The following is a 19,827-nucleotide window of genomic DNA, read 5'->3' as shown; positions in this document are numbered from 1 at the left end:
GCGATCAGGCTGGCGACTTCCCGGCAACAGCGCTATAACCGTAGTTTTCCAGAGTCTCCACACCGTGGGTGGCAACCAGGAACATGATCACCTGTTCGGGCGTCATATCCAGATTGAATTTCTCACGGTACAGACGGCGATAGCTCTGGAGCACCGGGGCCAGTATCTCAGTCATCGATTGACCGTCAGCGAACTGGCGGGATAACGGTTTCAGGATCGCCTTGACCGCTCGGGCGCTCTTTGCCTTCTTTCGTTCCTGTTTCAGGATATGAAGTGCAACAGCCAGTTGCGGATGCTTTGCATGTGCGGCGTCTGCACCACCATTACGGCTAATGAACGACCATAGTGCGGTTTTGGTGTACGTGCCGTACATGATGGCGTCTGCGATCTGCTCGCCTGTCATGGTGGCAGGGGTGATGCGTTGGGATTTAGGTTTGTTCATTGGGTTCCTCCGTAGGATTGAAATTATTACCGGAGGGTCATTCTGTACCCATTTAGTCAGGAGTCATCACCGGGCGGCGACGCACCTTAATTTGTTAAAACATTGTATCAGAAATACTTACAAATAGCAAGCGCAATTAAAGAATGCAATGATTTCGTTATCTTACTATGGCACAATCCTGATTTCAATGTCAAGATCTTTTTGATTAACGCTAAAACGCTCCAGAACGCGTTCTAAGCGATTCTAAGGCGTTATGGCTACTATCCTATTACCTGATGCGTTATAAGCGCTCTACGGGCTTCCTGTGAAGCCTCGGTTGGGTTGATACGATGAAGTTGGCACGGATGTTGCTTATCACACCCCGGCCCACCCCCTCGCGGCCCCATAGACTCTCAATCTACGATTTCGTGACAGTGTTTCCAAATTACTGCGCGGGCTGTCGCCCTTGCTGCCCAAAAGGTGGCGAGCCTGTTCGGTCAGAACAGGATAACGAGTCACCGCATGGGCGATGCATATCGCGAAGCGCGGAGCGTATGCGACTGAACAGAGACCAGAAAGAAAGAGATGGAGGTCACAACCGGAATCGAAAAGGTGTTGGTCGTTTGCCCTGCGGTAAGGTCTTCACGGCCAGGGAAGACCGCATAGGATTTTAATGATCTATTAAAGGTGTTGATTTAGTTAACGGGTTTAGTTTACAGATTTAGTTGTTACTGGTTATAACTGGTATACCCCTTTCTGTTATAACAGGTATACCCCCTTCTGTTATAACTGGTATACCCAGACCACCTGTTATAACAGGTATACCCCTTCCCAGTGAAAATCTCCTACCCATGCCTCCGGCGCTGGCGCATCTTTTCTCAAAATAAATGCAGATAAATCCCCGTTAAATACGCGCTAATTCGACCAGTCCGGGTCAGTCTGAGACAATTTCCGCTCGTGGTAGTGGTCAAGTCACGACCTCCGCGATAGTGTGGAAAACATAACGATCAGGTCTGAGCGCCGCTCCAATTGCGGCTTCGTCAATTCTGTCTGCCGATATCGTGGCTTGCCTGTTCATCGCGGTGCTAAACCAGATTCACCTCACGACACCCCCATTTCACTGAAAAAAAATTCCTTCACCAAAAACCAGAGAAGTTGAGAATCGCCTCGCTTTTCAGCCCGATTTTCAGGCACATGGGACGCGCTCTGGAGGGCGCTGTGATTGTGGTAATCAAGATTCAGATCGCGGCGGCAAACGCCGCTAAGGGTTTCTGGTGAAGCGTGGTAAGGGTTGCCGGATGGTGGAAGGGTTGAGGCCGGAACTGTTGTGGGATAAGACAACGACCAGGGCCGGAGGTCGGGCCATATCGCCAGCGCCTGGCCTCTTGTTGGTGGGGAAACCTGGCCCGTAGGGCAGAGGGAAAAGCGAAGCCGTGAAAGTGAAGACTAACAGTCTCCACTCTCCAAGTGGTTGATAATACGTAGATGAGCCTGCTCACATCATCAGACAGCCTTTATATGCATCGTTTATGCAGGATCAGGCAAGGTTTATTCACTTCTCTGATCTGGTGCTCGGGACTCGGGCGGGACTCGATAACCTGACCAGTAAGATATTTGCGAAAGACTGTTGACTTTTTCCGTGGGGTGTGAGTGTACGTCAAGCAGATCTGTTGGTGTGCAGGGATATTTTCGTGAACGAGACACACAAAAGACGGGCCACTTTGACCAGCGCCCCGCGAGGGGGCGTGATATTTCCCAGCCAGCTTACGGCATGACCTCATATTGGTGATTCTCCCCGGCGGGCGGGTAGGTGTTTGCATGAACATTCCTTGTGTACAACCTGCGCCCATTTTTTGATCATTTCGTGCGATTATTAAATTAAAGCACTTTCCATGTTACTGTTTTTGATCAAAAATACATCCCTTGAAAGATTCAGAGCCGCACGGCGGCAAGGGGAGAATATGGGTAACGCAATGGTCGCGTTGAAAACCGCCGACGAAGTGAAAGCAGTCAGCGCGGAGTTAGCAAAGAACAAAAAGACGAACCTGTTTCGCTGCCTCTGGGCGATGCAATTTGAAAGCGCTCTTCGGTTCGGTGACGCCGTCAAATTGACGTGGGATCAGTTCGCGGAGGGTAAGACGCATCTTTCTATAAAGCAGGAGAAGACGGGGAAAATTCATAAGGTCGCCATTACCCCGGCTATGCGCTCCATAGTCCAAGCTCGCCGGGAAGAAGCAGCAGACCGCCCAAAATTCGGTGACTACATATTCAGCCTTTCTGATCTGAGATCGAAGGGTAAGCCAGTTTCACACAACGCAGTGCTGACGGAGTACGGCAAGTGCGGACGCCGTGCAGGTTTCCAGGATGTGGGAAGTCATACTCCACGCAAGAGCAAAGGCCGCATTCTCTTTGAGAACGGCGCACCGCTGGAGCACATCACAAAGTTGTTGGGCCAGGCCAACCCGGCTTCGACCCTGTTTTACATCGGGTTCACGCAGGAGACGGCTGACACATTAGCGGGAGAATATTCTCTCGGGGAGGAATGGTAATGATGAAAAAATGCACAACATCAGTGTTAACAGTTTTGGCCCTGCTGGCATGTCAGCCAGCACACGCCGGACGGATCACGATGCAACTCACTGAACAAGAGGAGACAGCCAACGGCAAGACGCTTTGCCGTTATGAAAATTCTATCTATTCATTTAGTTACGTGACGCTGAGCAACATCGAAGCCGGTCAGGCGGTTAAAATCCCGGCGATGACCGGGCAACAGTTGCGCCAGTTGCTGGCGTGGCTTGAGGCGCTGCGGTAGGCATTCATAAGCAATGCAACGGGGCTAATGATGGCCCCGTCTTCGTTGGTCAGTTCCAAGATGAGGGAGTCATCAGGAATCACCGTTTAGTATCGCGCAAAATCACTGACAACAACCACCACCAACGACGGCGCAGCCAACTAACATCACTGAACAGTTTCCCGTCAGATGTAGTCACGTACACCCCTCCGCGATGATGCATCTTGTTATGGTGAGCCTTGTTGATGAATGGCACTACCAGGATCATTTCATCACGGGCTTTCAATCGACGCGGCAACATCGGGCTGATCATGTATTCGTCGCAATATTCGTTCGAACTATCGCTAAGGCGTCCGCTGGCAGTAACTACACCAGCTGAACTTAATGTCACATCGTGAGCACTCTTGTTGGAAACGTATATTCTGTCCTCATCCCGATCACACCCCAAGAAAAGCCGAATAGATGTTCTTGATTTTAATAACTGGAATATCGATAGTAAAAATCCAGCCCATGCAGCAAGCATGGTCAAATTATCCACATCAAACAGCCATTCTTTCAAAGTTCCATCCCCTGAGAGCTAAGGTATTCAGCAATGCTTTGACGCTGCGAGTAAGTCAATTGAAAGTATGCATCGAGTACACCTATTACTTGTTCGACATTATCAGCAAGAACAGAACCTGGGGCATCAGGAGGAAGCGAGCCAGCAAGGATGACTGTAAAGTATCCCGAAGAGATTGAAACTGTCAGGAAACAACCTGGTAAGAATTCGTAGCGCTCACTCATAACCACCTCATTTTATGGATGTTTCCATTAAAGCGCACAGTGCAAATTTTATCCTTCTACCGCATTTCAAACCAAATGACAATTCCACAGCATCAGTTAAGGATTTTAACCCTCACCGAAGATAACATAACCTCAAAATGTCTATCGCTCCATTAGGGAAATGTATGTCTACAGAAAATTTTGTTACCTACTGGCTAGCCAGAGCCGATCTTCCATACTTTCTTGAACCTCATGAATTTTACGTTTCTGAGGCAAGGCGGCGGCTTCTCTCTCAGTTCGGAGATCTTGATCAAGAAGCAGAACAGCGAGAAGAGCAATTTCTGAAAGCATCAGCGCAATACTTTAACCCCGACTACGACGACCCCTCAGAAGCCTACGAGCAGGCTTATCATGAAGGAGTAAGTTATGCGTGGTCACTGATGGAGATGCAAAATAGTGTGCTTTTGGCGGTAACAGCAGGGATGTACCACCAGTTTGATAAAATGTTGCGAAAACATACTATCAAGCAGCTAAGTAACTGGTGCAAAGAAGAAATTATCATTCCAATGATCTGGAATTTCACCTTCAATCAACTGATTGATTTTCTTGAATGGATTGGACTCAAAATCAATGGAACTGTATACGGGGAAAAGCTCAAAGCCTGCAACCTGGTCGTGAACGTTTACAAGCATGGTGATGGAGATTCTCATCAAACCTTATCGTTAACCCATCCTGAGTATTATCCTCATCCTACCGGTGTTAAAGATTGGCAAACTATCCCTGTTCATGATGATTTGCAGGTCACGGAAGAGCAGTTTGTTGAATTTGCTGATGCAATAACTGCATTCTGGAAAGCTGTTCCAGAGTATTGCTACTATTCAGATCTCGAAGATGAGCCTAAATGGATAGAAAAAGTTTTAGCAAACATCGAGCGGAAGAAGAAAAAAGGTAATAGCAACCATAAAGTGTCGTGATGGTACATCCAGCGATCAACCCCTTTAGGCGTATCATCAGTTGTACAGCAGCAGTTTAAACGAGCACAGGGGCATGGCCGGCTCCTTTGTGGTTGGCTGATATCAGATAAATTTCCGGGCCTCCGAGACCATTTTCAACTCAGCCTCTTCTGCCTTCTTCCGTTCAAGCCATGCTTTGCCCTCTGGTGTCGCCAGAAACTTACGAGCGTGAATTTTACGGTTGTTGCGTTTGGTTGCTGCTGCATTCTTCGCCATGATTACCTCCAGATCTGCCCTCACACTGGGGCCACAAAGGCAGGCTACAGAAAATCGCAGTGACAAATCCAGATGCAAAAATACCCTACCAAATGGTGCCGAAGGCAATAAGTGACCTTTACGTGCCGTGTTGGGCACATAAGGAGAGGCGGAGCGAAGCGACATCCGCAGTTAGCTCTTTTCCCTTCACAGGGAAGAACGAGCCATATGTGATCCCCTCGCGGGAATGATGATGCCTTGTCATGGCCTCTTATCAGGTAGCCGTTGTGATCCGGTGGCTGAAACCGTGGCAGAGCCGGATTCTTTCCCGATCCGGTTAGTCTTCCCAACATTACGCCTGTTTATTCTCTGCGACCTTTCACAAGGTGTTGCATCATAGAGCGCCGCACGAAGCGCGAGCCACATTGACAAGGGTTATGGGAAAAGGATTAGAGACGCTGGCGGCGTCTTCCGGCTTCAAAGGAAAAACGCAACAGATAGACCAGCGACATAATTTTATGTCGTCAGTGCTGACCGTTCACGTTTTGTACAGGGTTGAGCCTGGAAACTACCTGCCGCTGCGTGATAACATCCCAAAAGCCACTACCAAACACAGCGGCAATCGTTGGTGACATTATTCAAGCAAAAAACACAGGCAAGAAAGGCAGAGCTTTTACTCTAACTCTCTGTTTTATATGAAAACTTTGTGTTGAATGCCGAAGGCCGGACTCGAACCGGCACGTATTTCTACGGTTGATTTTGAATCAACTGCGTCTACCGATTTCGCCACTTCGGCACTGAAGGGGATGCGGAAACGTTGTGGATTATACCTGTCGCGCGCCGCCATGCAAGCGGCGACGCGCTAAACCGCGTTAAGTGCCCAAAAAACCAGCGCCTCCGTCAATCCAGTTCCGTTACCGCCATCCGAATCACCCTCGCCGCCTTCTGCTCCGGCAGCTTCAGCACCTTGCCCCACATCGCCTGCACCATCTCGCAGGTAAGCTTCTCTTTGCCCACCGCGTTCTCCGGCATCACCAGCAGCTGGATATCCTTGCCGTAGTGAACAGTAAGTTCCTGCATAATCGGGCGCACATCCTCTACCGCGGCAGCATGTTCTTCCGGGGTCACGGTGTGACGATCGTTACTCCAGCCCGCGCGCATCATCTCAGCGTCGGCCTGCATGCGGCGCTGCATCATATCTTTATCCAGCACCCGCATCGGGTTGATGCCCCCCTTCACGCCCGGAAACAGGAAACGAAAACAGGCGTCGTCACTCACCTTCTGAATGGCGGCGGTCTGCTCCATGTTGATCTTCATATACGCCACCGCATTCGCGTCGGGGGCGTATTGCAGGCGCGACATCTGCAGGCTAAGGATCTGCGGCTGGACCACGTCAATAATGTCCTGCTCAGAATCGCCCGCCTTTTGCATAGTGAGGATCTGCTCGCGAATACGTGCCACAAATCGGGGGTCCTGCTCTTTCAGCACCTGCCAGGAGGGCATGGCGTTAAGGGTGGTATCAAGCCGGTGTTCGGGCGTGTTCTGCAGGCGTTGCTTGTCGTAATAAACCCAGAAGGCTACTGCTGCGGAGATAACTGCCACTGCGACTATAGGTGTCCACGCTCTTCTCATCGTTACGCATCCTTAATCCTTTAGCTATGCCGGTTTACACCGGCACGCCGCTATGGAAGCGAAACTCGTTATCCGGTGTTGAGATAAGTGTGGCTTCAATTTCACCAAAAAGCTGTATCCGGGGAGAGATATCCTCGTCGCTGACCTGTTGGGCAAGGGTCAGATAGTCCTGATAATGCCGCGCCTCAGAGCGCAGCAGCGACAGGTAAAACTTCTGCAACTCCTCGTCGAGGAACGGCGCCAGCGCGGCGAAGCGTTCGCAGGAGCGGGCTTCGATATAGGCCCCGCAGATGAGCTTGTCGATCAGCGTCAGCGGCTCGTGGGTGCGCACGGCTTTCAGCATCCCTTTGGCGTAGCGGCTGGCGGTGATTTTGACGTAGGGGATGTTGCGGGTCAGCATCGCCTCGCGCACCTGCCAGAAGTGGTGCAGCTCCTCTTTAATCAGCAGCACCATGCTGTCGATGAGCGCCTGGCCCCAGGGGTCGTCGGTCTTCGGCATCACGCTTTTGCCAATCTGCTTATGCAGGGCGACAAAGTCCGGCTCCGGGCCTTCGCGGAAGGTAAAGGCTTCATAGGGCTTGAGCCACTCGAGCAGCGCGTCGGCCCCGCTCTCGTCGGCGACGTATTTACGCACTAATAACAGCGCAGTCTGGGCGGCTTTGAGCTCGCACACCATATGGTCGGTGAGCAGCAGCGGCAGGTTCGCCGGGTCGCGGGCTTGATCAATCCATGCTTGCGGGGTCGGGCACTGGAGGAAGTTGAGAACAGGGGCGAGTATATGCGGGTAATCCATTTTTGTACCTGGAAAAGCGGTGGCAAAGGCCACCGCTGAATCAATCAGTGACGCACGCCGTCGTCATCTTCATCAATGAAATCTTCGTCGTCTTCGTCACCCTCTTCGCCGTTCGGATCTTCGAAGTAGGTGCCCCAGCCGTCGTATTCCACTTCAAACTTCTCGGCCAGGTTCATCAGCTGTTCAACCTGGGCGTCGATCAGCTCTGCCTTCAGCGCGCCTTCGCTCAGGATATCGCAGCAGATGACGGTGTCGCCCTCTTCCACTTCCAGCTCTTCCGGCTCGGTCACTTCATAACCCAGACGGAACGCTTCCACCGCCAGTTTCTCCAGCGCTTCGAAATCATCCGCAGAGAAATGGTGCTCGATGGTGTAGAGCGCATCCGGATCGCTGCCATCTTCCAGCAGTTCTTCAATAATCAGTCGCGTCTCTTCGCGCTGTTCTTCCAGCAGTTCTGGGTTTGCCATGGCTCGTTCCTCTTTAAAGTGCGGCAGATACTTCTATTTTCACACACGGATGTGTTTGCCTCCACCTTTGTAAGAAAGATTTGTGCAACGGGGTTGCAAGTGAATATTGATACAGATAAAGTGAATTTTAATTCAATAAGTGGCCTTTGCCATGTGAGGATAAAATGTCTGAACTGTATAAAAAACATTTCCTGAAATTGCTCGATTTTACCCCTGCACAGCTCACCTCTCTGCTTGCCCTGTCAGCACAGCTGAAGTCCGATAAGAAAAAAGGGACTGAAGTACAGAAGCTTACTGGCAAAAACATCGCGCTCATCTTCGAAAAAGACTCAACCCGTACCCGATGCTCTTTCGAAGTTGCCGCATTTGACCAGGGCGCACGCGTCACTTATCTCGGGCCGAGCGGCAGCCAGATTGGGCATAAAGAGTCAATTAAAGATACCGCGCGGGTGCTGGGCCGGATGTACGACGGCATTCAGTATCGCGGCCACGGCCAGGAGGTTGTTGAAACCCTGGCGGAATTTGCCGGGGTGCCGGTGTGGAACGGGCTGACCAACGAGTTCCATCCCACCCAGCTGCTGGCGGACCTGCTCACCATGCAGGAACATCTGCCGGGCAAGGCGTTCAACGAGATGGTGCTGGTCTATACCGGCGATGCGCGTAACAACATGGGTAACTCGATGCTGGAAGCAGCCGCGCTGACCGGGCTGGATCTGCGCCTGGTGGCACCCAAAGCCTGCTGGCCGGAAGAGCGCCTGGTGGCGGAGTGCAGCGCGCTGGCAGAAAAGAACGGCGGCAAAATCACCCTCACCGAAGATGTCGCGGCGGGCGTGAAGGGCGCGGACTTTATCTACACCGACGTGTGGGTGTCGATGGGCGAAGCCAAAGAGAAGTGGGCCGAGCGTATCGCCCTGCTGCGTGGCTATCAGGTGAACAGCCAGATGATGGCGCTGACGGGTAACCCGGATGTCAAGTTCCTGCACTGTCTGCCGGCGTTCCACGACGACCAGACTACGCTGGGTCAGCAGATGGCGAAGGAATTCGATCTGCATGGCGGAATGGAAGTGACGGACGAGGTATTTGAATCGGCGGCAAGTATTGTATTTGACCAGGCAGAGAACCGAATGCATACCATTAAAGCGGTGATGGTTGCGACCCTGGGTGAATAACGGTTGCGTTTAAATAACGGGAGGGTTTTGGCCCTCCTGCTTTTCAAATTATCTGTTCAGGAAATTAATTTGCTGTTACCCGCACCTTACCGTAAGGGCACTTTTTAAAAATACATTTTACCGGGGCATCGCATTGTTTACTCTCCGGGTCGCGATGGCCGGGGCATCTGGACATATTGTGCATCACGCGCCACAGGGTGTGGCTGTATTTATCAATTTGCAGAATATGAATATCGCATAGCTCGTCATTCACGAATAGACGGTTATATAATACTTTTATTTGATCGCCAGGTTTAAAAAGCCGCTCTCCGTTATACCAGAGAATATATTTATGATTATGCTGCGTAAGAATTTTCGAAAATAATGTTCCTGTGGCCGGACTGGCAATCGTACCCAAAGTGATCCATGTTTTAGATGCGGTCATCAAAATACCTTTAACGAACTATGCGAAAAGCGGAAAGCCATACGATCAATAAGTGTAAAAGAACAATTAAAATGCGATAATAGGTACAGCCTATTCTTTCAAAGATAGTCAATAAGCCTCAATATTCCCTTAAGTCAAATTTAACCGCCACGAATAGTGAGAGGAATAGCGCTCCCGCCTCCCCGGTCGATTGATTTTTCAGCGTAAACAGGGTACTTTTTTGCCTTAATTCCAGCGCGGATATGCCGATCTTATGCCTATTATTCAATCTGTTGAACGTGCCTTACAGATCCTCGATCTGTTTAACGAACAGGCGACGGAACTTAAAATCACCGACATCAGTAAACAGATGGGCCTGAGCAAGAGCACGCTCCACTCGCTTCTCAAAACCCTGCAACTGCACGGCTATATCGATCAGAACCCGGAGAACGGTAAGTATCGTCCCGGCATGAAGCTGGTTGAGCGCGGTCACTTCGTGGTGAGCACCATGGATATCCGCCAGAAAGCGAAGCACTTCCTCACGGCGCTGTCGGAGCGTACCGGGCAGACCACCCATCTGGGCATTCTGGACGGGCGCGAAGGGGTCTATATCGAGAAGATCGAAGGCAAACTGGCGGCCATCGCCTACTCGCGCATTGGCCGTCGCCTGCCGGTGCATGCCACCGCCATCGGCAAAGTGCTGATCGCCTGGCTGAGCGAGACCGAGCTGAATACCCTGCTGGAAGGCTATCACTACACCACCTTTACCCCGGCGACCCTGGCCTCCCGCGAGGCGCTGCTGGCCGCGCTGGCGCAGACCCGCGAGCAGGGTTATGCCCTGGACAGCGAAGAGAACGAACAGGGGGTGCGCTGCGTGTCGGTCCCGGTGCGTAACCACGAGTCCCGGGTCATTGCCGCCCTGAGCCTCTCCACCTTAACCTCCCGGGTGGACGACGAGGAGCTGGCCCGCTTCCGCGAGCAGTTGCAGGAGGCCGGGCGCCAGCTCTCACGCGCGCTGGGCTACCCGGCCTGAGCCGTTATACCGGCTCGTAAGTGAAGTAGTCGAAGTCGGCGTGGCAGCCGTCACCGCTGATGTCCTCGCAGTGCAGCCCCACAAACGCGCCGGTAAAGAAGCCGCGCCCGCCGATATAGTCATCCGACAGCTTCCACGCCTCGTACGTCACCGGCACGGTGTGCCACTGCTCCCCGTCAAACGAATAGCTGTAGCGGTAGACCAGACGATCGACATCCACCCGCAACCATATGCTCTGCGCCTCATCCGGCACCGGGATGGGCTGCTCGTGCAGCGGCCATGACGGCACATTGTGGTCGAGCTGGATCACCTTCAGGGTTCTGCCCTGCCCCTCCTCGTAGTCCACAAAACAGTAGCTCCAGTTTTTGCTGTTGTAGTAGCAGGTCAAGCCCGCGCTCTGCTGGAAGTGACGCGGGGCAAACTCCATCCGCGTTTCCGCGCGGAAGGTGAAGTGCTGCCAGCGGCGCGCCACCGTGGACTGGGTGAAGGTTGAGTTAAGTGAGTCGTTGCCATACAGCCGCAGGAAGCCTTTACGCGCCCGCAGGGAGCCGAGGGAGTCGTCGAACGGAATGCGCAGGGTCTGCAGCTCCGGGTCGAGGCGCTCGCCGTCGAAGTCGTCACGCCAGTCGGCCTGCGCCACGGCGGGGCTCTCGGTCATCTGCGGGCCAGGCACCGTCAGTTGGGCATGTTTGCCGCCTTCCACGTACGGCCAGCCGTCGCGCCATTCAATGCGCGCGATCCCCGTCTCACGCCCCAGGGAGCAGTATCCCCGCCCGCCGGAGCCCAGCAGCGGAATGCCCGGCAGGCGCTGCGGGCGGCTGGTGAGAAAGGCCATGTACCACTCCCCGGTGTGGGTCTGCAGCAGTGAGCCGTGGCCGCTTTTTTGCAGCGGGTTCTCCGGCAGGTGCCAGCTGGTCATCATCGTCACCTCCGGGTGCAGCTCGTAGGGCCCGTCGATGGTTTTTGCACGCAGCACCACGACGGCGTGCTCGTAGCTTGTGCCACCTTCAGCGACCACCAGATAGTGCCAGCCCTCCTTACGGTAGATATGCGCCCCTTCGGTGTAGCAGAGCGGCGTGCCGGTGAAGAGGGTTTTGCGTTCCGGCGACAGCGTGCAGGTGTGCGGATCGTACTCCTGCATCACGATGGTGTTATGCGGGTTGCTGTGGTGGCGCGGCCCCCACGGGCGGTAGATGTAGTATTTTCGGCCATCGTCATCGTGGAATAGCGACGGATCGAACCCGCCATTACCCATCGGAATCGGCTCGCTCCATGGCCCCTCGATGGAGGGGGCGGTGACCAGGAAGTTGCGCCCGTTTTTCCACGGGGAGTCGACAATCTTCACATCGGTATAGAGCAGCCAGAACTGCCCGTCGGCGTAGCTCAGGCACGGCGCCCAGATGCCGCCGGAGTCCGGGTTGCCCTTCATGTCCAGCATCGACACGCGATCCAGCGGGGTGCTTACCAGCCGCCAGTTCTTCAGATCCCGGGAGTGGTAGATGCGCACGCCCGGGAACCACTCGAAGGTGGAGGTGGCAATGTAGTAATCCTCGCCCTGGCGACACATCGACGGGTCGGGGTTAAAGCCGGTCAGAATCGGGTTGGTAATGGTGTACATAGAGCCTCCTCCTTAATGAGATGCTGCCGTTGCCGCGGCGGGAATGGCTTCGCCCTGCGCCGCGCGATGCTTGAGTAACTGCTGGCTGATGGCCTCCACTCGCGCATCGGTGAGTTTGTAAAACGACAGCATGATGAACATGCCCACGTAGAGCGCCACCGGCACCACGCAGAACAGAATTTTGATGGTGGTGAGCACCTCTACCGGCTGCACGCTGCTGCTGGCGGAGTAGTTCACGTATGCCAGGATCCAGCCCACCACCGCGCCGCCAATCGCCAGGCCGATCTTCAGGCTGAACAGGTAGGTGGAGAACACCAGCCCGTCCAGACGACGGCCGCTGCGGCTCTCCTCGTAATCCACCACGTCGGAGGCCATCAGCCACTGCAGCGGCGTGGTGGTGTTAAAGACAAACAGGAACACGATGTTGAGGGCAAAGATCAGGGCGATATGCTCGGCCGGGGTGAAGAAGATCAGCAGGCTGATGAGGGAGTAAGCGACGATGATCCACTTGAAGGCCTTCACCCGGTCGAAACGGCCCAGCAGACGGGAAGAACAGAGCGAGCCAAACATGGTGGCGATGCTGCCGTAGAGCAGGAACTGGGTCGCCAGCTCCGGATGATCCATCACATATTTCACAAAGTAGAGCGTCGCCCCGCCGCGCACCACGTTGGAACAGGTGGCCATCATTTTGAAGGCGCACATGATCCGCCACTGGCTATTGCCCAGCAGCAGCTTCAGATCTTTCGCCACCGACGATCCCGGCTGCACCTCAAAGGTGTAGCGCTCTTTGGTGGTGAAGAAGCAGACCAACAGCAGCACCACGCCGCAAAGCCCCAGCACGCACATCGCGCCGAAGTACCCCAGCTGCTCGTTGCCTTTCCCGATGATCCCCACCAGCGGCAGGGCAATGCCGCTGATCGCCAGCGATCCCGCCGCGGCGAGGAAGAAACGCCAGGACTGCATGGCATGGCGCTCCTTCGGATCGGCGGTGATCACCCCCGGCATGGCGCAATAGGGCACGTTGACGAAGGTGTAGACCAGGGTCAACAGGATGTAGGTGACGCAGGCGTAAATCACTTTGCCGTTGGCCGAGAAATCCGGGGTGTAGAAGGTGAGCATGCAGACGAGGCCAAACGGGATCGCGCCCCACAGCAGGAACGGGCGGAACTGGCCGTAACGGGTGCGGGTGCGGTCCACCAGCAGCCCCATCAGCGGGTCGGTCACCGCGTCCAGCACGCGGGAGACGAGAAACAGCGTGCCCATAATCCCGGCGGATAAACCAAACACATCGGTGTAGAAATAGGCGAGCAGGAACATGGTCGCCTGCCAGACAAAGCCGCAGGCGGTGTCACCCAGCCCGTAGCCAATTTTATCTTTCATGGTTAATGGCATCATCAGAAATACACCCTTATTTAGTGTGCTGAATTCACAACAACGTGTTAATAGAGTGTAATAAGCTGATTAATTTATCAGCAATGGCCATATCTTATTTCTGAATTACGTTATTTTGCTTTTGTGACACTGCTCGATATATATCAAATGGCTGTTTTAAAAGCGTAAAAATAAATAAATAGCAGGCATGAAAAAGCCGTCCACGGAATATTTTCCGTAGACGACAAGAGCGATAAATATAATTAAAGACCGAGCGCTTTTTTACCGGCGTTAATAACCTCGATAATTTTATCCGTATCGTAAATACACCCTTTCCAGGTGCCGCCGCTCACCGACTGTAATGCCGCCCACAGGCGCGTATCGTCGGGTAAAAATTCATGGGCATGCAGGTCCGGATGCGGCTGGCGACGTGCCAGTTCAATGGCCCCCTCTTCCGGGGTGAGCGGCGCCAGTGGCGTGCCGATAAAGTTCACGCTGCCGGTCAGGGTAAGGCGGTCCACCATAATCTCAATGATGTCGTTATCGCGCAGTTTGCCAATCGGCCCACCGGCCAGCGCTTCGGGCGCCACATGCCCAAAACAGGCCCCGGTGGAGACACCCGAGAAGCGGGCATCGGTGATCAGCGAGACCGTTTTACCCCAGGAAACATGCTTCAGCGCCGAGGTGAGCTGGTAGGTCTCCTCCATGCCGGTGCCGGACGGCCCGCCGCCGATCACCACCATGATGTCGCCCTGGGCGATCTCGCCGTTTTTGATCGCCTTGATCGCCCGGGCTTCCGAGACGAACACCCGCGCCCGGCCGGTATGACGGTAAACGCCATCCTCACCCACCACCGACGGGTCGATGGCCGTGGCTTTGATCACCGATCCCTCCGGCGCGATGTTGCCCACCGGGAAGGCCACCGTGGAGGTCAGTCCACGGGCTTTCGCGCGCGCCGGCGGCAGGATCACGTCGTCAGGATCGACGCCGTCCTGCTCGCGCAGGCACTGGCGGAAGCGTTCCCGCCGCTCAGAGCTCTGCCACCAGTCGAGGTTTTCCCCGACGGTCTGGCCGGTGACGGTCATGGCATCCAGATGCAGCAGACCGAGATCGCGCAGATGGAGCATCACCTCCGGCACGCCGCCCGCGAGGAACGCCCGCACCGTCGGGTGGTAATCCGGCCCATTCGGCAATACGCTCACCAGCCGCGGCACCTTGCGGTTGATGCGCGTCCAGTGCTCCACGTCCGGAATAGTGCAGCCCGCCGCGTGGGCAATGGCGGGGATGTGCAGCAGCAGATTGGTGGAGCCGCCGAACGCGGCGTGGATCACCATCGCGTTTTCAATCGCTTTATCGGTGAGGATATCGCGGGTGGTGATGCCGCGATTATCCAGCGCGATCACCGCCCGCGCGGACTGGCGGGAGATCTCCAGCCACACGTCCTGCCCTGACGGGGCCAGCGCCGAATGAGGCAGCGCCAGGCCTAAGGCTTCGGCCACCACCTGGGAGGTGCCCGCCGTGCCGAGAAACTGACAGCCGCCGCCCGGTGTGGCGCAGGCGCGGCAGCCCAGCTCGGCAGCCTCCTGCAACGAGAGTTCATGGTTGGCGTAACGCGCCCCGATGGTCTGCACCTTGCCGGCATCTTCGCCGAAGGTTGGCGGCAGCGTGGCCCCGCCCGGCACCAGAATGGTCGGCAGGGTATGCATCGCGGCCAGGGCGATCATGGTGGCAGGCAGCCCTTTGTCGCAGGTGGCGACGCCAATCACCGCCCGGCGCGTGGGCAGGGAGCGGATCAGACGACGAAAGACGATCGCCGCATCGTTGCGGTACGGCAGGGAGTCAAACATACCGTGGGTGCCCTGGGAGCGGCCATCACACGGGTCGCTGACAAAGGCGGCAAAGGGTATTCCGCCGTTGCGGGTGATCTCTTTTGCCGCCGCCTGCATCTGCAGGCCAATCTCCCAGTGACCGGTGTGGTAACCCAGCGCCACCGGGCGGCCATCGCCCGCGCGGATCCCGCCCTGGGTGCCGATAATCAGCACCTCTTTGCCGGTGAGTTTATTGGCATCCCAGCCCATCCCGGCGTTCTGCGTCATGCCAAACAGATTGCCGCTGGGGGATTCCATCAGCAGCTGCGGGGTCAGGGGCAGCGCCCCCTGCGGCCCCGCCGCGTGGGTGATCACCGAATAGAAGGCGTCATCCTGCGGGGTAAAAATGGTTTCTATCGACATCGTGACCTTCCGGTTCAGCAGAGCTTGAGCTGTTGCAGCAGCGTTTTCAGCTGCGCCTTGCGCGCCTCATCCAGCGGCCCGGCAGGCGGCAGCACGTGGGTGGAGACCGGGCGCACGCACAGGGAGATCGCCTCTTTGATCACGTTCACAAACGGCGTATCCAGCTGATACATCTGCGGAATTTGCAGCAGAGTCTGATGATACTGCGCTGCCCGGGCCAGCTCCCCGTCGCGGAAGGCCTGCAACAGGTTGACTGACACCTGCGGGGCAAAGTTACCGCTGGCGGAAATCGCCCCGTCGCCCCCCAGCAGCAGGGTGTTGAAGAGGTGATCGTCGTAACCGCACAGCACCACGAACTGCGGGTGCGCCGCTTTGACGGTGAGGACCATGCTGCGCAGATGGGCCACCGAGTCGATGGTGTCTTTAATGCCCACGATATTGGCCCGGGAGTCCACCAGGGTTTTAACCAACTGCGGGGTCAGATCCTGCCCGGTCAGGGCCGGGAAGTTATAGAGGATCACCGGCAGCGTAACGCTGTCGGCCACCTGCTCAAAGTAGCGGATCAGGTTCGCTTCCGACACTTTCCAGTAATAGGGATTGATCACCACGATGCCGTCGGCACCGGCCTGCTGGGCATGCTGGCTCAGCTCGATGGTTTCCCGGGCGTTGGTGCCCCCGGTACCGATCAGCACCGGCACACGACCGTTCACGTGGGCGATGGCGAATTCGGCGATCGCTTTGCGCTCTGCGGTGTTGAGCTGGGAAAACTCCCCGCCGCTGCCTAAAAAGAACAGGCCATCGACCCCGGCATCGATCATGTGGTCGATAAGCGCGGCGCTGCCCTGCTCATCCAGCCTGCCGTCGGCGGTGAAGATAGTGGAGACAGGGGGAATAATGCCTGAGAACTGCACGGTCTGCTGCATGATAACTCCTTGCTGACTCATTTTGTTCTACATTATAGAACAGCGTTCGTTTATTTAACTTTTATACTAGAACGCGAAGAAAGCGAAGGACAATCAGGTAACACGAGGGTGTGTCGGTTTTTTAAGCTTGATCACAGAACGGAATGAAAGGATGAAACTCCCTCTCCCGACGGGAGAGGGGAAAGGCGTCAGGCCACCAGCATCTTCACAACCACTTTGCGCACCTGCGCCGGGTTGCCCACCGCGCACAGCGGCTTGTGGACTTCGCCGGGATAGAAGACCACGAAATCGCCTTCGCTCAGCACCACGGTTTTCTCCTGCTCGCCTTCCGGCAGGAAAGCGATATCTTTATCCGCCAGCCAGTCGGTCTCAGGCGTGCCGTTTGGCAGGGTGCTGAAGGTCATCCCTTCCTGGCCTTTCAGCACGATCTGGATATCCAGATAACGGGCGTGGTACTCGGCGCGACGCTCGGCGAAGGGCTGGGTCATATCTTCGGAAACCAGGTAAAACAGGTTATTGCCGTCGATATCATGTTTACCGGTCGGGGTAGCATCGGACACATGGGTTTTAACGTGTTCGATTGCCTGGCGCAGCTCTTGCGGCAGCCAGGTCTGGAGGTTGTGGATGTTGCCAACGATCATGATGTAATCCTCAATATAAAACAACGTTTCATTTTAAACTTTTATACGAGAATTTTAGCTGCCATACCACCACTTTTTGCCCGGGATTTGCACTTGCGCATAACCATGCACGCCCAACCGTTTTCGCTGCGTAAAGTGTGCATTATTCGCTTGATCCGCGGGTCAGGCTGCGTATAATGCCCCACAATTTGCCAGGAGGAAGCATGCTCAAACATGTTCGACAGAGTGCCCCAGCGCGTCTTAAAGCAGACGCTGGCCTGCTGTTTTTCTTCCCGTTGCGATCCCTATTCCAGAAGCCCCTCATTTGAGGGGCTTTTTTTTGCCCGGCGTCAGGAGATAAAAATGAATCCGCTTTATCAAAAACACATCATTTCCATCAACGACCTCAGCCGTGAAGAGCTGGAGCTGGTTCTGGCAACCGCGGCAAAACTGAAAGCCAATCCACAACCGGAGCTGCTGAAGCACAAGGTGATCGCCAGCTGCTTCTTCGAAGCCTCCACCCGTACCCGCCTGTCGTTTGAGACCTCTATCCACCGCCTGGGCGCCAGCGTGGTGGGCTTCTCCGACAGCAGCAACACCTCGCTCGGCAAAAAAGGCGAAACCCTGGCGGACACTATCTCGGTCATCAGCACCTACGTTGACGCCATCGTCATGCGCCATCCTCAGGAGGGTGCAGCCCGCCTGGCGACCGAGTTTTCCGGCGGTGTTCCGGTGTTGAACGCCGGTGATGGCGCCAACCAGCATCCCACCCAGACCCTGCTGGATCTGTTTACCATTCAGGAGACCCAGGGCCGCCTGGAGAAGCTGAACATCGCCATGGTCGGCGACCTGAAATATGGCCGTACCGTCCACTCCCTGACCCAGGCGCTGGCGAAGTTCAACGGCAACCGCTTCTACTTTATCGCCCCGGACGCGCTGGCGATGCCGCAGTACATCCTCGATATGCTCGATGAGAAAAAGATTCAGTGGAGCCTGCACGCCAGCATCGAAGAGGTGATGGGCGACGTGGATATTCTCTATATGACCCGCGTGCAGAAAGAGCGCCTGGATCCGTCGGAGTACGCCAACGTGAAGGCGCAGTTCGTCCTGCGCGCCAGCGACCTCGAAGGCGCTCGCAGCAACATGAAGGTGCTGCACCCGCTGCCGCGCATCGATGAGATCACCACCGATGTCGATAAGACGCCGCACGCCTGGTACTTCCAGCAGGCCGGAAACGGCATCTTCGCCCGTCAGGCGATACTGGCACTGGTTCTGAATCGCGATTTAGCTCTGTAAGGGGAAATGACAATGACACACGATAACAAACTCCAGGTCGAAGCCATCAAGCGCGGCACCGTAATTGACCACATCCCTGCGCAGGTGGGCTTTAAGCTGCTGACCCTGTTCAAACTGACCGAAACCGACCAGCGCATCACCATCGGCCTGAACCTGCCCTCCGGCGAGATGGGCCGCAAAGATCTGATTAAAATTGAGAACACCTTCCTGACCGACGAGCAGGTAAACCAGCTCTCCCTCTATGCCCCGGAAGCGACCGTTAACCGCATTGACGACTACGAAGTGGTGGGCAAATCGCGCCCCAGCCTGCCGGAGCGCATTGAAAGCGTGCTGGTCTGCCCGAACAGCAACTGCATCAGCCATGCTGAGCCGGTAAACTCCAGTTTTGCAGTGAAAAAACGCGCGGATGATATCGCACTTAAATGCAAATATTGTGAAAAAGAGTTTTCGCATAATGTGGTGCTGGCCAACTAATTGAGGTGGCAATGCATGTCTGGCTTTCTATAATGGCCGGGACTATTTGTATTTATTCAGGAGAAATCATGACCAAAGAACTCGCGACGGAAAATGCACCTGCAGCTATTGGCCCTTACGTTCAGGGCGTTGATCTTGGCAGCATGATCATCACCTCCGGCCAGATCCCGGTGAACCCAAAAACCGGTGATGTGCCAGAAGATGTCTCCGCTCAGGCGCGCCAGTCGCTGGAAAACGTCAAAGCGATCGTTGAATCCGCTGGCCTGAAAGTGGGCGATATCGTTAAGACAACGGTATTCGTAAAAGATCTCAACGACTTCGCCACCGTCAACGCCACCTACGAAGCCTTCTTCACCGAGCATAACGCCAGCTTCCCGGCGCGCTCATGCGTGGAAGTGGCACGTCTGCCAAAAGATGTGAAAATCGAAATCGAAGCGATTGCCGTGCGCCGCTAATAGTTGATTTTGATATGCAAAAGGCAGCCTGGGCTGCCTTTTTTATTTTCTTAATACACAGCCGGAAATAGACTTCAAGTATTTTCACCATTATTTTTCATCGCCGATTGAAATGATTAATTTTTTATTCCTGGGGAAACTAACCCTGCCCCGAAATTAT

23 protein-coding genes and 1 tRNA gene are annotated in these 19,827 nt (G+C 55.0%); 10 read left to right on the top strand and 14 right to left on the bottom strand.

What is annotated here, in order from left to right; genetic code table 11:
* Positions 1-4 precede the first annotated feature (4 nt).
* The gene (locus C2U54_RS07415) at positions 5-442 is read right to left on the bottom strand and encodes a hypothetical protein (RefSeq protein ID WP_040215124.1); all 438 of its coding nucleotides are present in this window, start codon (positions 440-442) and stop codon (positions 5-7) included.
* A 1,940-nt stretch (positions 443-2,382) separates the two neighbouring features.
* On the opposite strand from C2U54_RS07415, the gene C2U54_RS07410 reads away from it, so the two are divergent.
* Entirely contained in the window at positions 2,383-2,970 is a 588-nt protein-coding gene (locus C2U54_RS07410) for a tyrosine-type recombinase/integrase (RefSeq protein WP_040215122.1), read from the top strand.
* Entirely contained in the window at positions 2,970-3,233 is a 264-nt protein-coding gene (locus C2U54_RS07405) for a hypothetical protein (RefSeq protein WP_103178053.1), read from the top strand. Before C2U54_RS07410 ends, C2U54_RS07405 begins: the two co-directional genes overlap by 1 nt.
* 79 nt (positions 3,234-3,312) lie before the next feature.
* Here the strand turns inward: C2U54_RS07405 and C2U54_RS27180 are convergent, their stop codons facing one another.
* Together C2U54_RS27180 and C2U54_RS27175 are read right to left on the bottom strand one after the other, a co-directional pair.
* Positions 3,313-3,771, bottom strand: a complete 459-nt coding sequence (locus tag C2U54_RS27180; protein WP_115672927.1) for a hypothetical protein — start codon at positions 3,769-3,771, stop codon at positions 3,313-3,315.
* Positions 3,768-3,995 carry a hypothetical protein gene (locus C2U54_RS27175; RefSeq protein WP_115672926.1) on the bottom strand — a complete coding sequence of 76 codons (228 nt, stop codon included), beginning with the start codon at positions 3,993-3,995 and terminating at the stop codon, positions 3,768-3,770. The genes C2U54_RS27180 and C2U54_RS27175 overlap by 4 nt, the downstream gene beginning before the upstream one ends.
* A gap of 164 nt (positions 3,996-4,159) precedes the next feature.
* On the opposite strand from C2U54_RS27175, the gene C2U54_RS07395 reads away from it, so the two are divergent.
* Positions 4,160-4,948 carry a hypothetical protein gene (locus C2U54_RS07395; RefSeq protein ID WP_064411343.1) on the top strand — a complete coding sequence of 263 codons (789 nt, stop codon included), beginning with the start codon at positions 4,160-4,162 and terminating at the stop codon, positions 4,946-4,948.
* Positions 4,949-5,050: 102 nt separating this feature from the next.
* Here the strand turns inward: C2U54_RS07395 and C2U54_RS27425 are convergent, their stop codons facing one another.
* From C2U54_RS27425 to rraB, 5 genes are all read right to left on the bottom strand, one after another.
* Entirely contained in the window at positions 5,051-5,203 is a 153-nt protein-coding gene (locus C2U54_RS27425; protein ID WP_168191999.1) for a hypothetical protein, read from the bottom strand.
* Between the two features lie 693 nt (positions 5,204-5,896).
* Positions 5,897-5,978, bottom strand: a tRNA-Leu gene (locus C2U54_RS07390).
* A 104-nt stretch (positions 5,979-6,082) separates the two neighbouring features.
* Positions 6,083-6,814 carry a topoisomerase II gene (locus C2U54_RS07385; protein ID WP_103178052.1) on the bottom strand — a complete coding sequence of 244 codons (732 nt, stop codon included), beginning with the start codon at positions 6,812-6,814 and terminating at the stop codon, positions 6,083-6,085.
* A 34-nt stretch (positions 6,815-6,848) separates the two neighbouring features.
* Complete coding sequence (miaE, locus tag C2U54_RS07380; protein ID WP_103178051.1) at positions 6,849-7,607, bottom strand: tRNA isopentenyl-2-thiomethyl-A-37 hydroxylase MiaE; 759 nt, start codon at positions 7,605-7,607, stop codon at positions 6,849-6,851.
* Positions 7,608-7,651: 44 nt separating this feature from the next.
* A complete protein-coding gene (gene rraB, locus C2U54_RS07375) occupies positions 7,652-8,074 on the bottom strand; it encodes a ribonuclease E inhibitor RraB (RefSeq protein ID WP_103178050.1) in 423 nt (140 codons plus the stop codon).
* On the opposite strand from rraB, the gene argL reads away from it, so the two are divergent.
* Both argL and argF read left to right on the top strand, forming a co-directional pair.
* On the top strand, positions 7,964-8,269 hold the full coding sequence (gene argL, locus C2U54_RS28075; protein WP_371816481.1) for a putative translational regulatory protein ArgL: 306 nt from the start codon (positions 7,964-7,966) through the stop codon (positions 8,267-8,269). The genes rraB and argL overlap by 111 nt on opposite strands.
* Positions 8,239-9,243, top strand: coding sequence for an ornithine carbamoyltransferase (argF, locus tag C2U54_RS07370; RefSeq protein WP_103178049.1), 1,005 nt, complete (start codon positions 8,239-8,241; stop codon positions 9,241-9,243). The genes argL and argF overlap by 31 nt, the downstream gene beginning before the upstream one ends.
* 64 nt (positions 9,244-9,307) lie before the next feature.
* Here argF and C2U54_RS07365 read toward each other — a convergent pair whose 3' ends face one another.
* The gene (locus C2U54_RS07365) at positions 9,308-9,667 is read right to left on the bottom strand and encodes a hypothetical protein (RefSeq protein WP_103178048.1); all 360 of its coding nucleotides are present in this window, start codon (positions 9,665-9,667) and stop codon (positions 9,308-9,310) included.
* Positions 9,668-9,920: 253 nt separating this feature from the next.
* Between C2U54_RS07365 and C2U54_RS07360 the strand changes: the two genes are divergently transcribed.
* On the top strand, positions 9,921-10,679 hold the full coding sequence (locus C2U54_RS07360) for an IclR family transcriptional regulator (RefSeq protein ID WP_103178047.1): 759 nt from the start codon (positions 9,921-9,923) through the stop codon (positions 10,677-10,679).
* A gap of 4 nt (positions 10,680-10,683) precedes the next feature.
* On the opposite strand, the gene C2U54_RS07355 is transcribed toward C2U54_RS07360, so the two are convergent.
* The 5 genes from C2U54_RS07355 to C2U54_RS07335 form a co-directional block, all read right to left on the bottom strand.
* Positions 10,684-12,297: a glycoside hydrolase family 43 protein gene (locus C2U54_RS07355; RefSeq protein ID WP_103178046.1), complete on the bottom strand. Its 1,614-nt coding sequence runs from the start codon at positions 12,295-12,297 to the stop codon at positions 10,684-10,686.
* A 12-nt stretch (positions 12,298-12,309) separates the two neighbouring features.
* Positions 12,310-13,692, bottom strand: coding sequence for a glycoside-pentoside-hexuronide (GPH):cation symporter (locus tag C2U54_RS07350; protein WP_103178045.1), 1,383 nt, complete (start codon positions 13,690-13,692; stop codon positions 12,310-12,312).
* A gap of 239 nt (positions 13,693-13,931) precedes the next feature.
* The gene (locus C2U54_RS07345) at positions 13,932-15,899 is read right to left on the bottom strand and encodes a YjhG/YagF family D-xylonate dehydratase (protein ID WP_103178044.1); all 1,968 of its coding nucleotides are present in this window, start codon (positions 15,897-15,899) and stop codon (positions 13,932-13,934) included.
* 14 nt (positions 15,900-15,913) lie between these two features.
* Positions 15,914-16,822: a dihydrodipicolinate synthase family protein gene (locus tag C2U54_RS07340; protein WP_103178043.1), complete on the bottom strand. Its 909-nt coding sequence runs from the start codon at positions 16,820-16,822 to the stop codon at positions 15,914-15,916.
* Positions 16,823-17,010: 188 nt separating this feature from the next.
* The gene (locus C2U54_RS07335; RefSeq protein ID WP_103178042.1) at positions 17,011-17,463 is read right to left on the bottom strand and encodes a YhcH/YjgK/YiaL family protein; all 453 of its coding nucleotides are present in this window, start codon (positions 17,461-17,463) and stop codon (positions 17,011-17,013) included.
* Positions 17,464-17,639: 176 nt separating this feature from the next.
* Here C2U54_RS07335 and C2U54_RS07330 point away from each other — a divergent pair, with 176 nt between their 5' ends.
* The 4 genes from C2U54_RS07330 (at position 17,640) to ridA (ending at position 19,667) form a co-directional block, all read left to right on the top strand.
* Complete coding sequence (locus C2U54_RS07330) at positions 17,640-17,771, top strand: pyrBI operon leader peptide (protein WP_370463881.1); 132 nt, start codon at positions 17,640-17,642, stop codon at positions 17,769-17,771.
* 34 nt (positions 17,772-17,805) lie between these two features.
* Positions 17,806-18,738: an aspartate carbamoyltransferase gene (pyrB, locus tag C2U54_RS07325; RefSeq protein WP_103178040.1), complete on the top strand. Its 933-nt coding sequence runs from the start codon at positions 17,806-17,808 to the stop codon at positions 18,736-18,738.
* Positions 18,739-18,750: 12 nt separating this feature from the next.
* Positions 18,751-19,212 carry an aspartate carbamoyltransferase regulatory subunit gene (gene pyrI, locus C2U54_RS07320; protein WP_039030593.1) on the top strand — a complete coding sequence of 154 codons (462 nt, stop codon included), beginning with the start codon at positions 18,751-18,753 and terminating at the stop codon, positions 19,210-19,212.
* Between the two features lie 68 nt (positions 19,213-19,280).
* A complete protein-coding gene (gene ridA, locus C2U54_RS07315) occupies positions 19,281-19,667 on the top strand; it encodes a 2-iminobutanoate/2-iminopropanoate deaminase (RefSeq protein WP_103178039.1) in 387 nt (128 codons plus the stop codon).
* Positions 19,668-19,827: the final 160 nt, after the last annotated feature.

The sequence above is a fragment of the Leclercia sp. LSNIH1 genome (genome assembly GCF_002902985.1).
In the GTDB taxonomy this organism is placed as follows: Bacteria; Pseudomonadota; Gammaproteobacteria; order Enterobacterales; family Enterobacteriaceae; genus Enterobacter.
Note: the sequence above shows the minus strand (reverse complement) of the source record. Positions and strands in the feature narration are given on the sequence as shown.

What these genes read in the sequence shown, in the direction of transcription:
- C2U54_RS07405 (WP_103178053.1), top strand. Translation starts at nt 2,970, where the DNA reads ATGATGAAAAAATGCACAACATCAGTGTTAACAGTTTTGGCCCTGCTG.
- C2U54_RS07330 (WP_370463881.1), top strand. Translation starts at nt 17,640, where the DNA reads ATGCCCCACAATTTGCCAGGAGGAAGCATGCTCAAACATGTTCGACAG.
- C2U54_RS27425 (WP_168191999.1), bottom strand. Translation starts at nt 5,203, where the DNA reads ATGGCGAAGAATGCAGCAGCAACCAAACGCAACAACCGTAAAATTCAC.
- argL (WP_371816481.1), top strand. Translation starts at nt 7,964, where the DNA reads ATGGTGCTCGATGGTGTAGAGCGCATCCGGATCGCTGCCATCTTCCAG.
- C2U54_RS07365 (WP_103178048.1), bottom strand. Translation starts at nt 9,667, where the DNA reads ATGACCGCATCTAAAACATGGATCACTTTGGGTACGATTGCCAGTCCG.
- C2U54_RS07345 (WP_103178044.1), bottom strand. Translation starts at nt 15,899, where the DNA reads ATGTCGATAGAAACCATTTTTACCCCGCAGGATGACGCCTTCTATTCG.
- C2U54_RS07360 (WP_103178047.1), top strand. Translation starts at nt 9,921, where the DNA reads ATGCCTATTATTCAATCTGTTGAACGTGCCTTACAGATCCTCGATCTG.
- pyrI (WP_039030593.1), top strand. Translation starts at nt 18,751, where the DNA reads ATGACACACGATAACAAACTCCAGGTCGAAGCCATCAAGCGCGGCACC.
- rraB (WP_103178050.1), bottom strand. Translation starts at nt 8,074, where the DNA reads ATGGCAAACCCAGAACTGCTGGAAGAACAGCGCGAAGAGACGCGACTG.
- ridA (WP_103178039.1), top strand. Translation starts at nt 19,281, where the DNA reads ATGACCAAAGAACTCGCGACGGAAAATGCACCTGCAGCTATTGGCCCT.
- C2U54_RS07355 (WP_103178046.1), bottom strand. Translation starts at nt 12,297, where the DNA reads ATGTACACCATTACCAACCCGATTCTGACCGGCTTTAACCCCGACCCG.
- C2U54_RS07415 (WP_040215124.1), bottom strand. Translation starts at nt 442, where the DNA reads ATGAACAAACCTAAATCCCAACGCATCACCCCTGCCACCATGACAGGC.
- miaE (WP_103178051.1), bottom strand. Translation starts at nt 7,607, where the DNA reads ATGGATTACCCGCATATACTCGCCCCTGTTCTCAACTTCCTCCAGTGC.
- C2U54_RS07395 (WP_064411343.1), top strand. Translation starts at nt 4,160, where the DNA reads ATGTCTACAGAAAATTTTGTTACCTACTGGCTAGCCAGAGCCGATCTT.
- C2U54_RS07410 (WP_040215122.1), top strand. Translation starts at nt 2,383, where the DNA reads ATGGGTAACGCAATGGTCGCGTTGAAAACCGCCGACGAAGTGAAAGCA.
- C2U54_RS07350 (WP_103178045.1), bottom strand. Translation starts at nt 13,692, where the DNA reads ATGATGCCATTAACCATGAAAGATAAAATTGGCTACGGGCTGGGTGAC.
- pyrB (WP_103178040.1), top strand. Translation starts at nt 17,806, where the DNA reads ATGAATCCGCTTTATCAAAAACACATCATTTCCATCAACGACCTCAGC.
- C2U54_RS07340 (WP_103178043.1), bottom strand. Translation starts at nt 16,822, where the DNA reads ATGCAGCAGACCGTGCAGTTCTCAGGCATTATTCCCCCTGTCTCCACT.
- argF (WP_103178049.1), top strand. Translation starts at nt 8,239, where the DNA reads ATGTCTGAACTGTATAAAAAACATTTCCTGAAATTGCTCGATTTTACC.
- C2U54_RS27175 (WP_115672926.1), bottom strand. Translation starts at nt 3,995, where the DNA reads ATGAGTGAGCGCTACGAATTCTTACCAGGTTGTTTCCTGACAGTTTCA.
- C2U54_RS07335 (WP_103178042.1), bottom strand. Translation starts at nt 17,463, where the DNA reads ATGATCGTTGGCAACATCCACAACCTCCAGACCTGGCTGCCGCAAGAG.
- C2U54_RS07385 (WP_103178052.1), bottom strand. Translation starts at nt 6,814, where the DNA reads ATGAGAAGAGCGTGGACACCTATAGTCGCAGTGGCAGTTATCTCCGCA.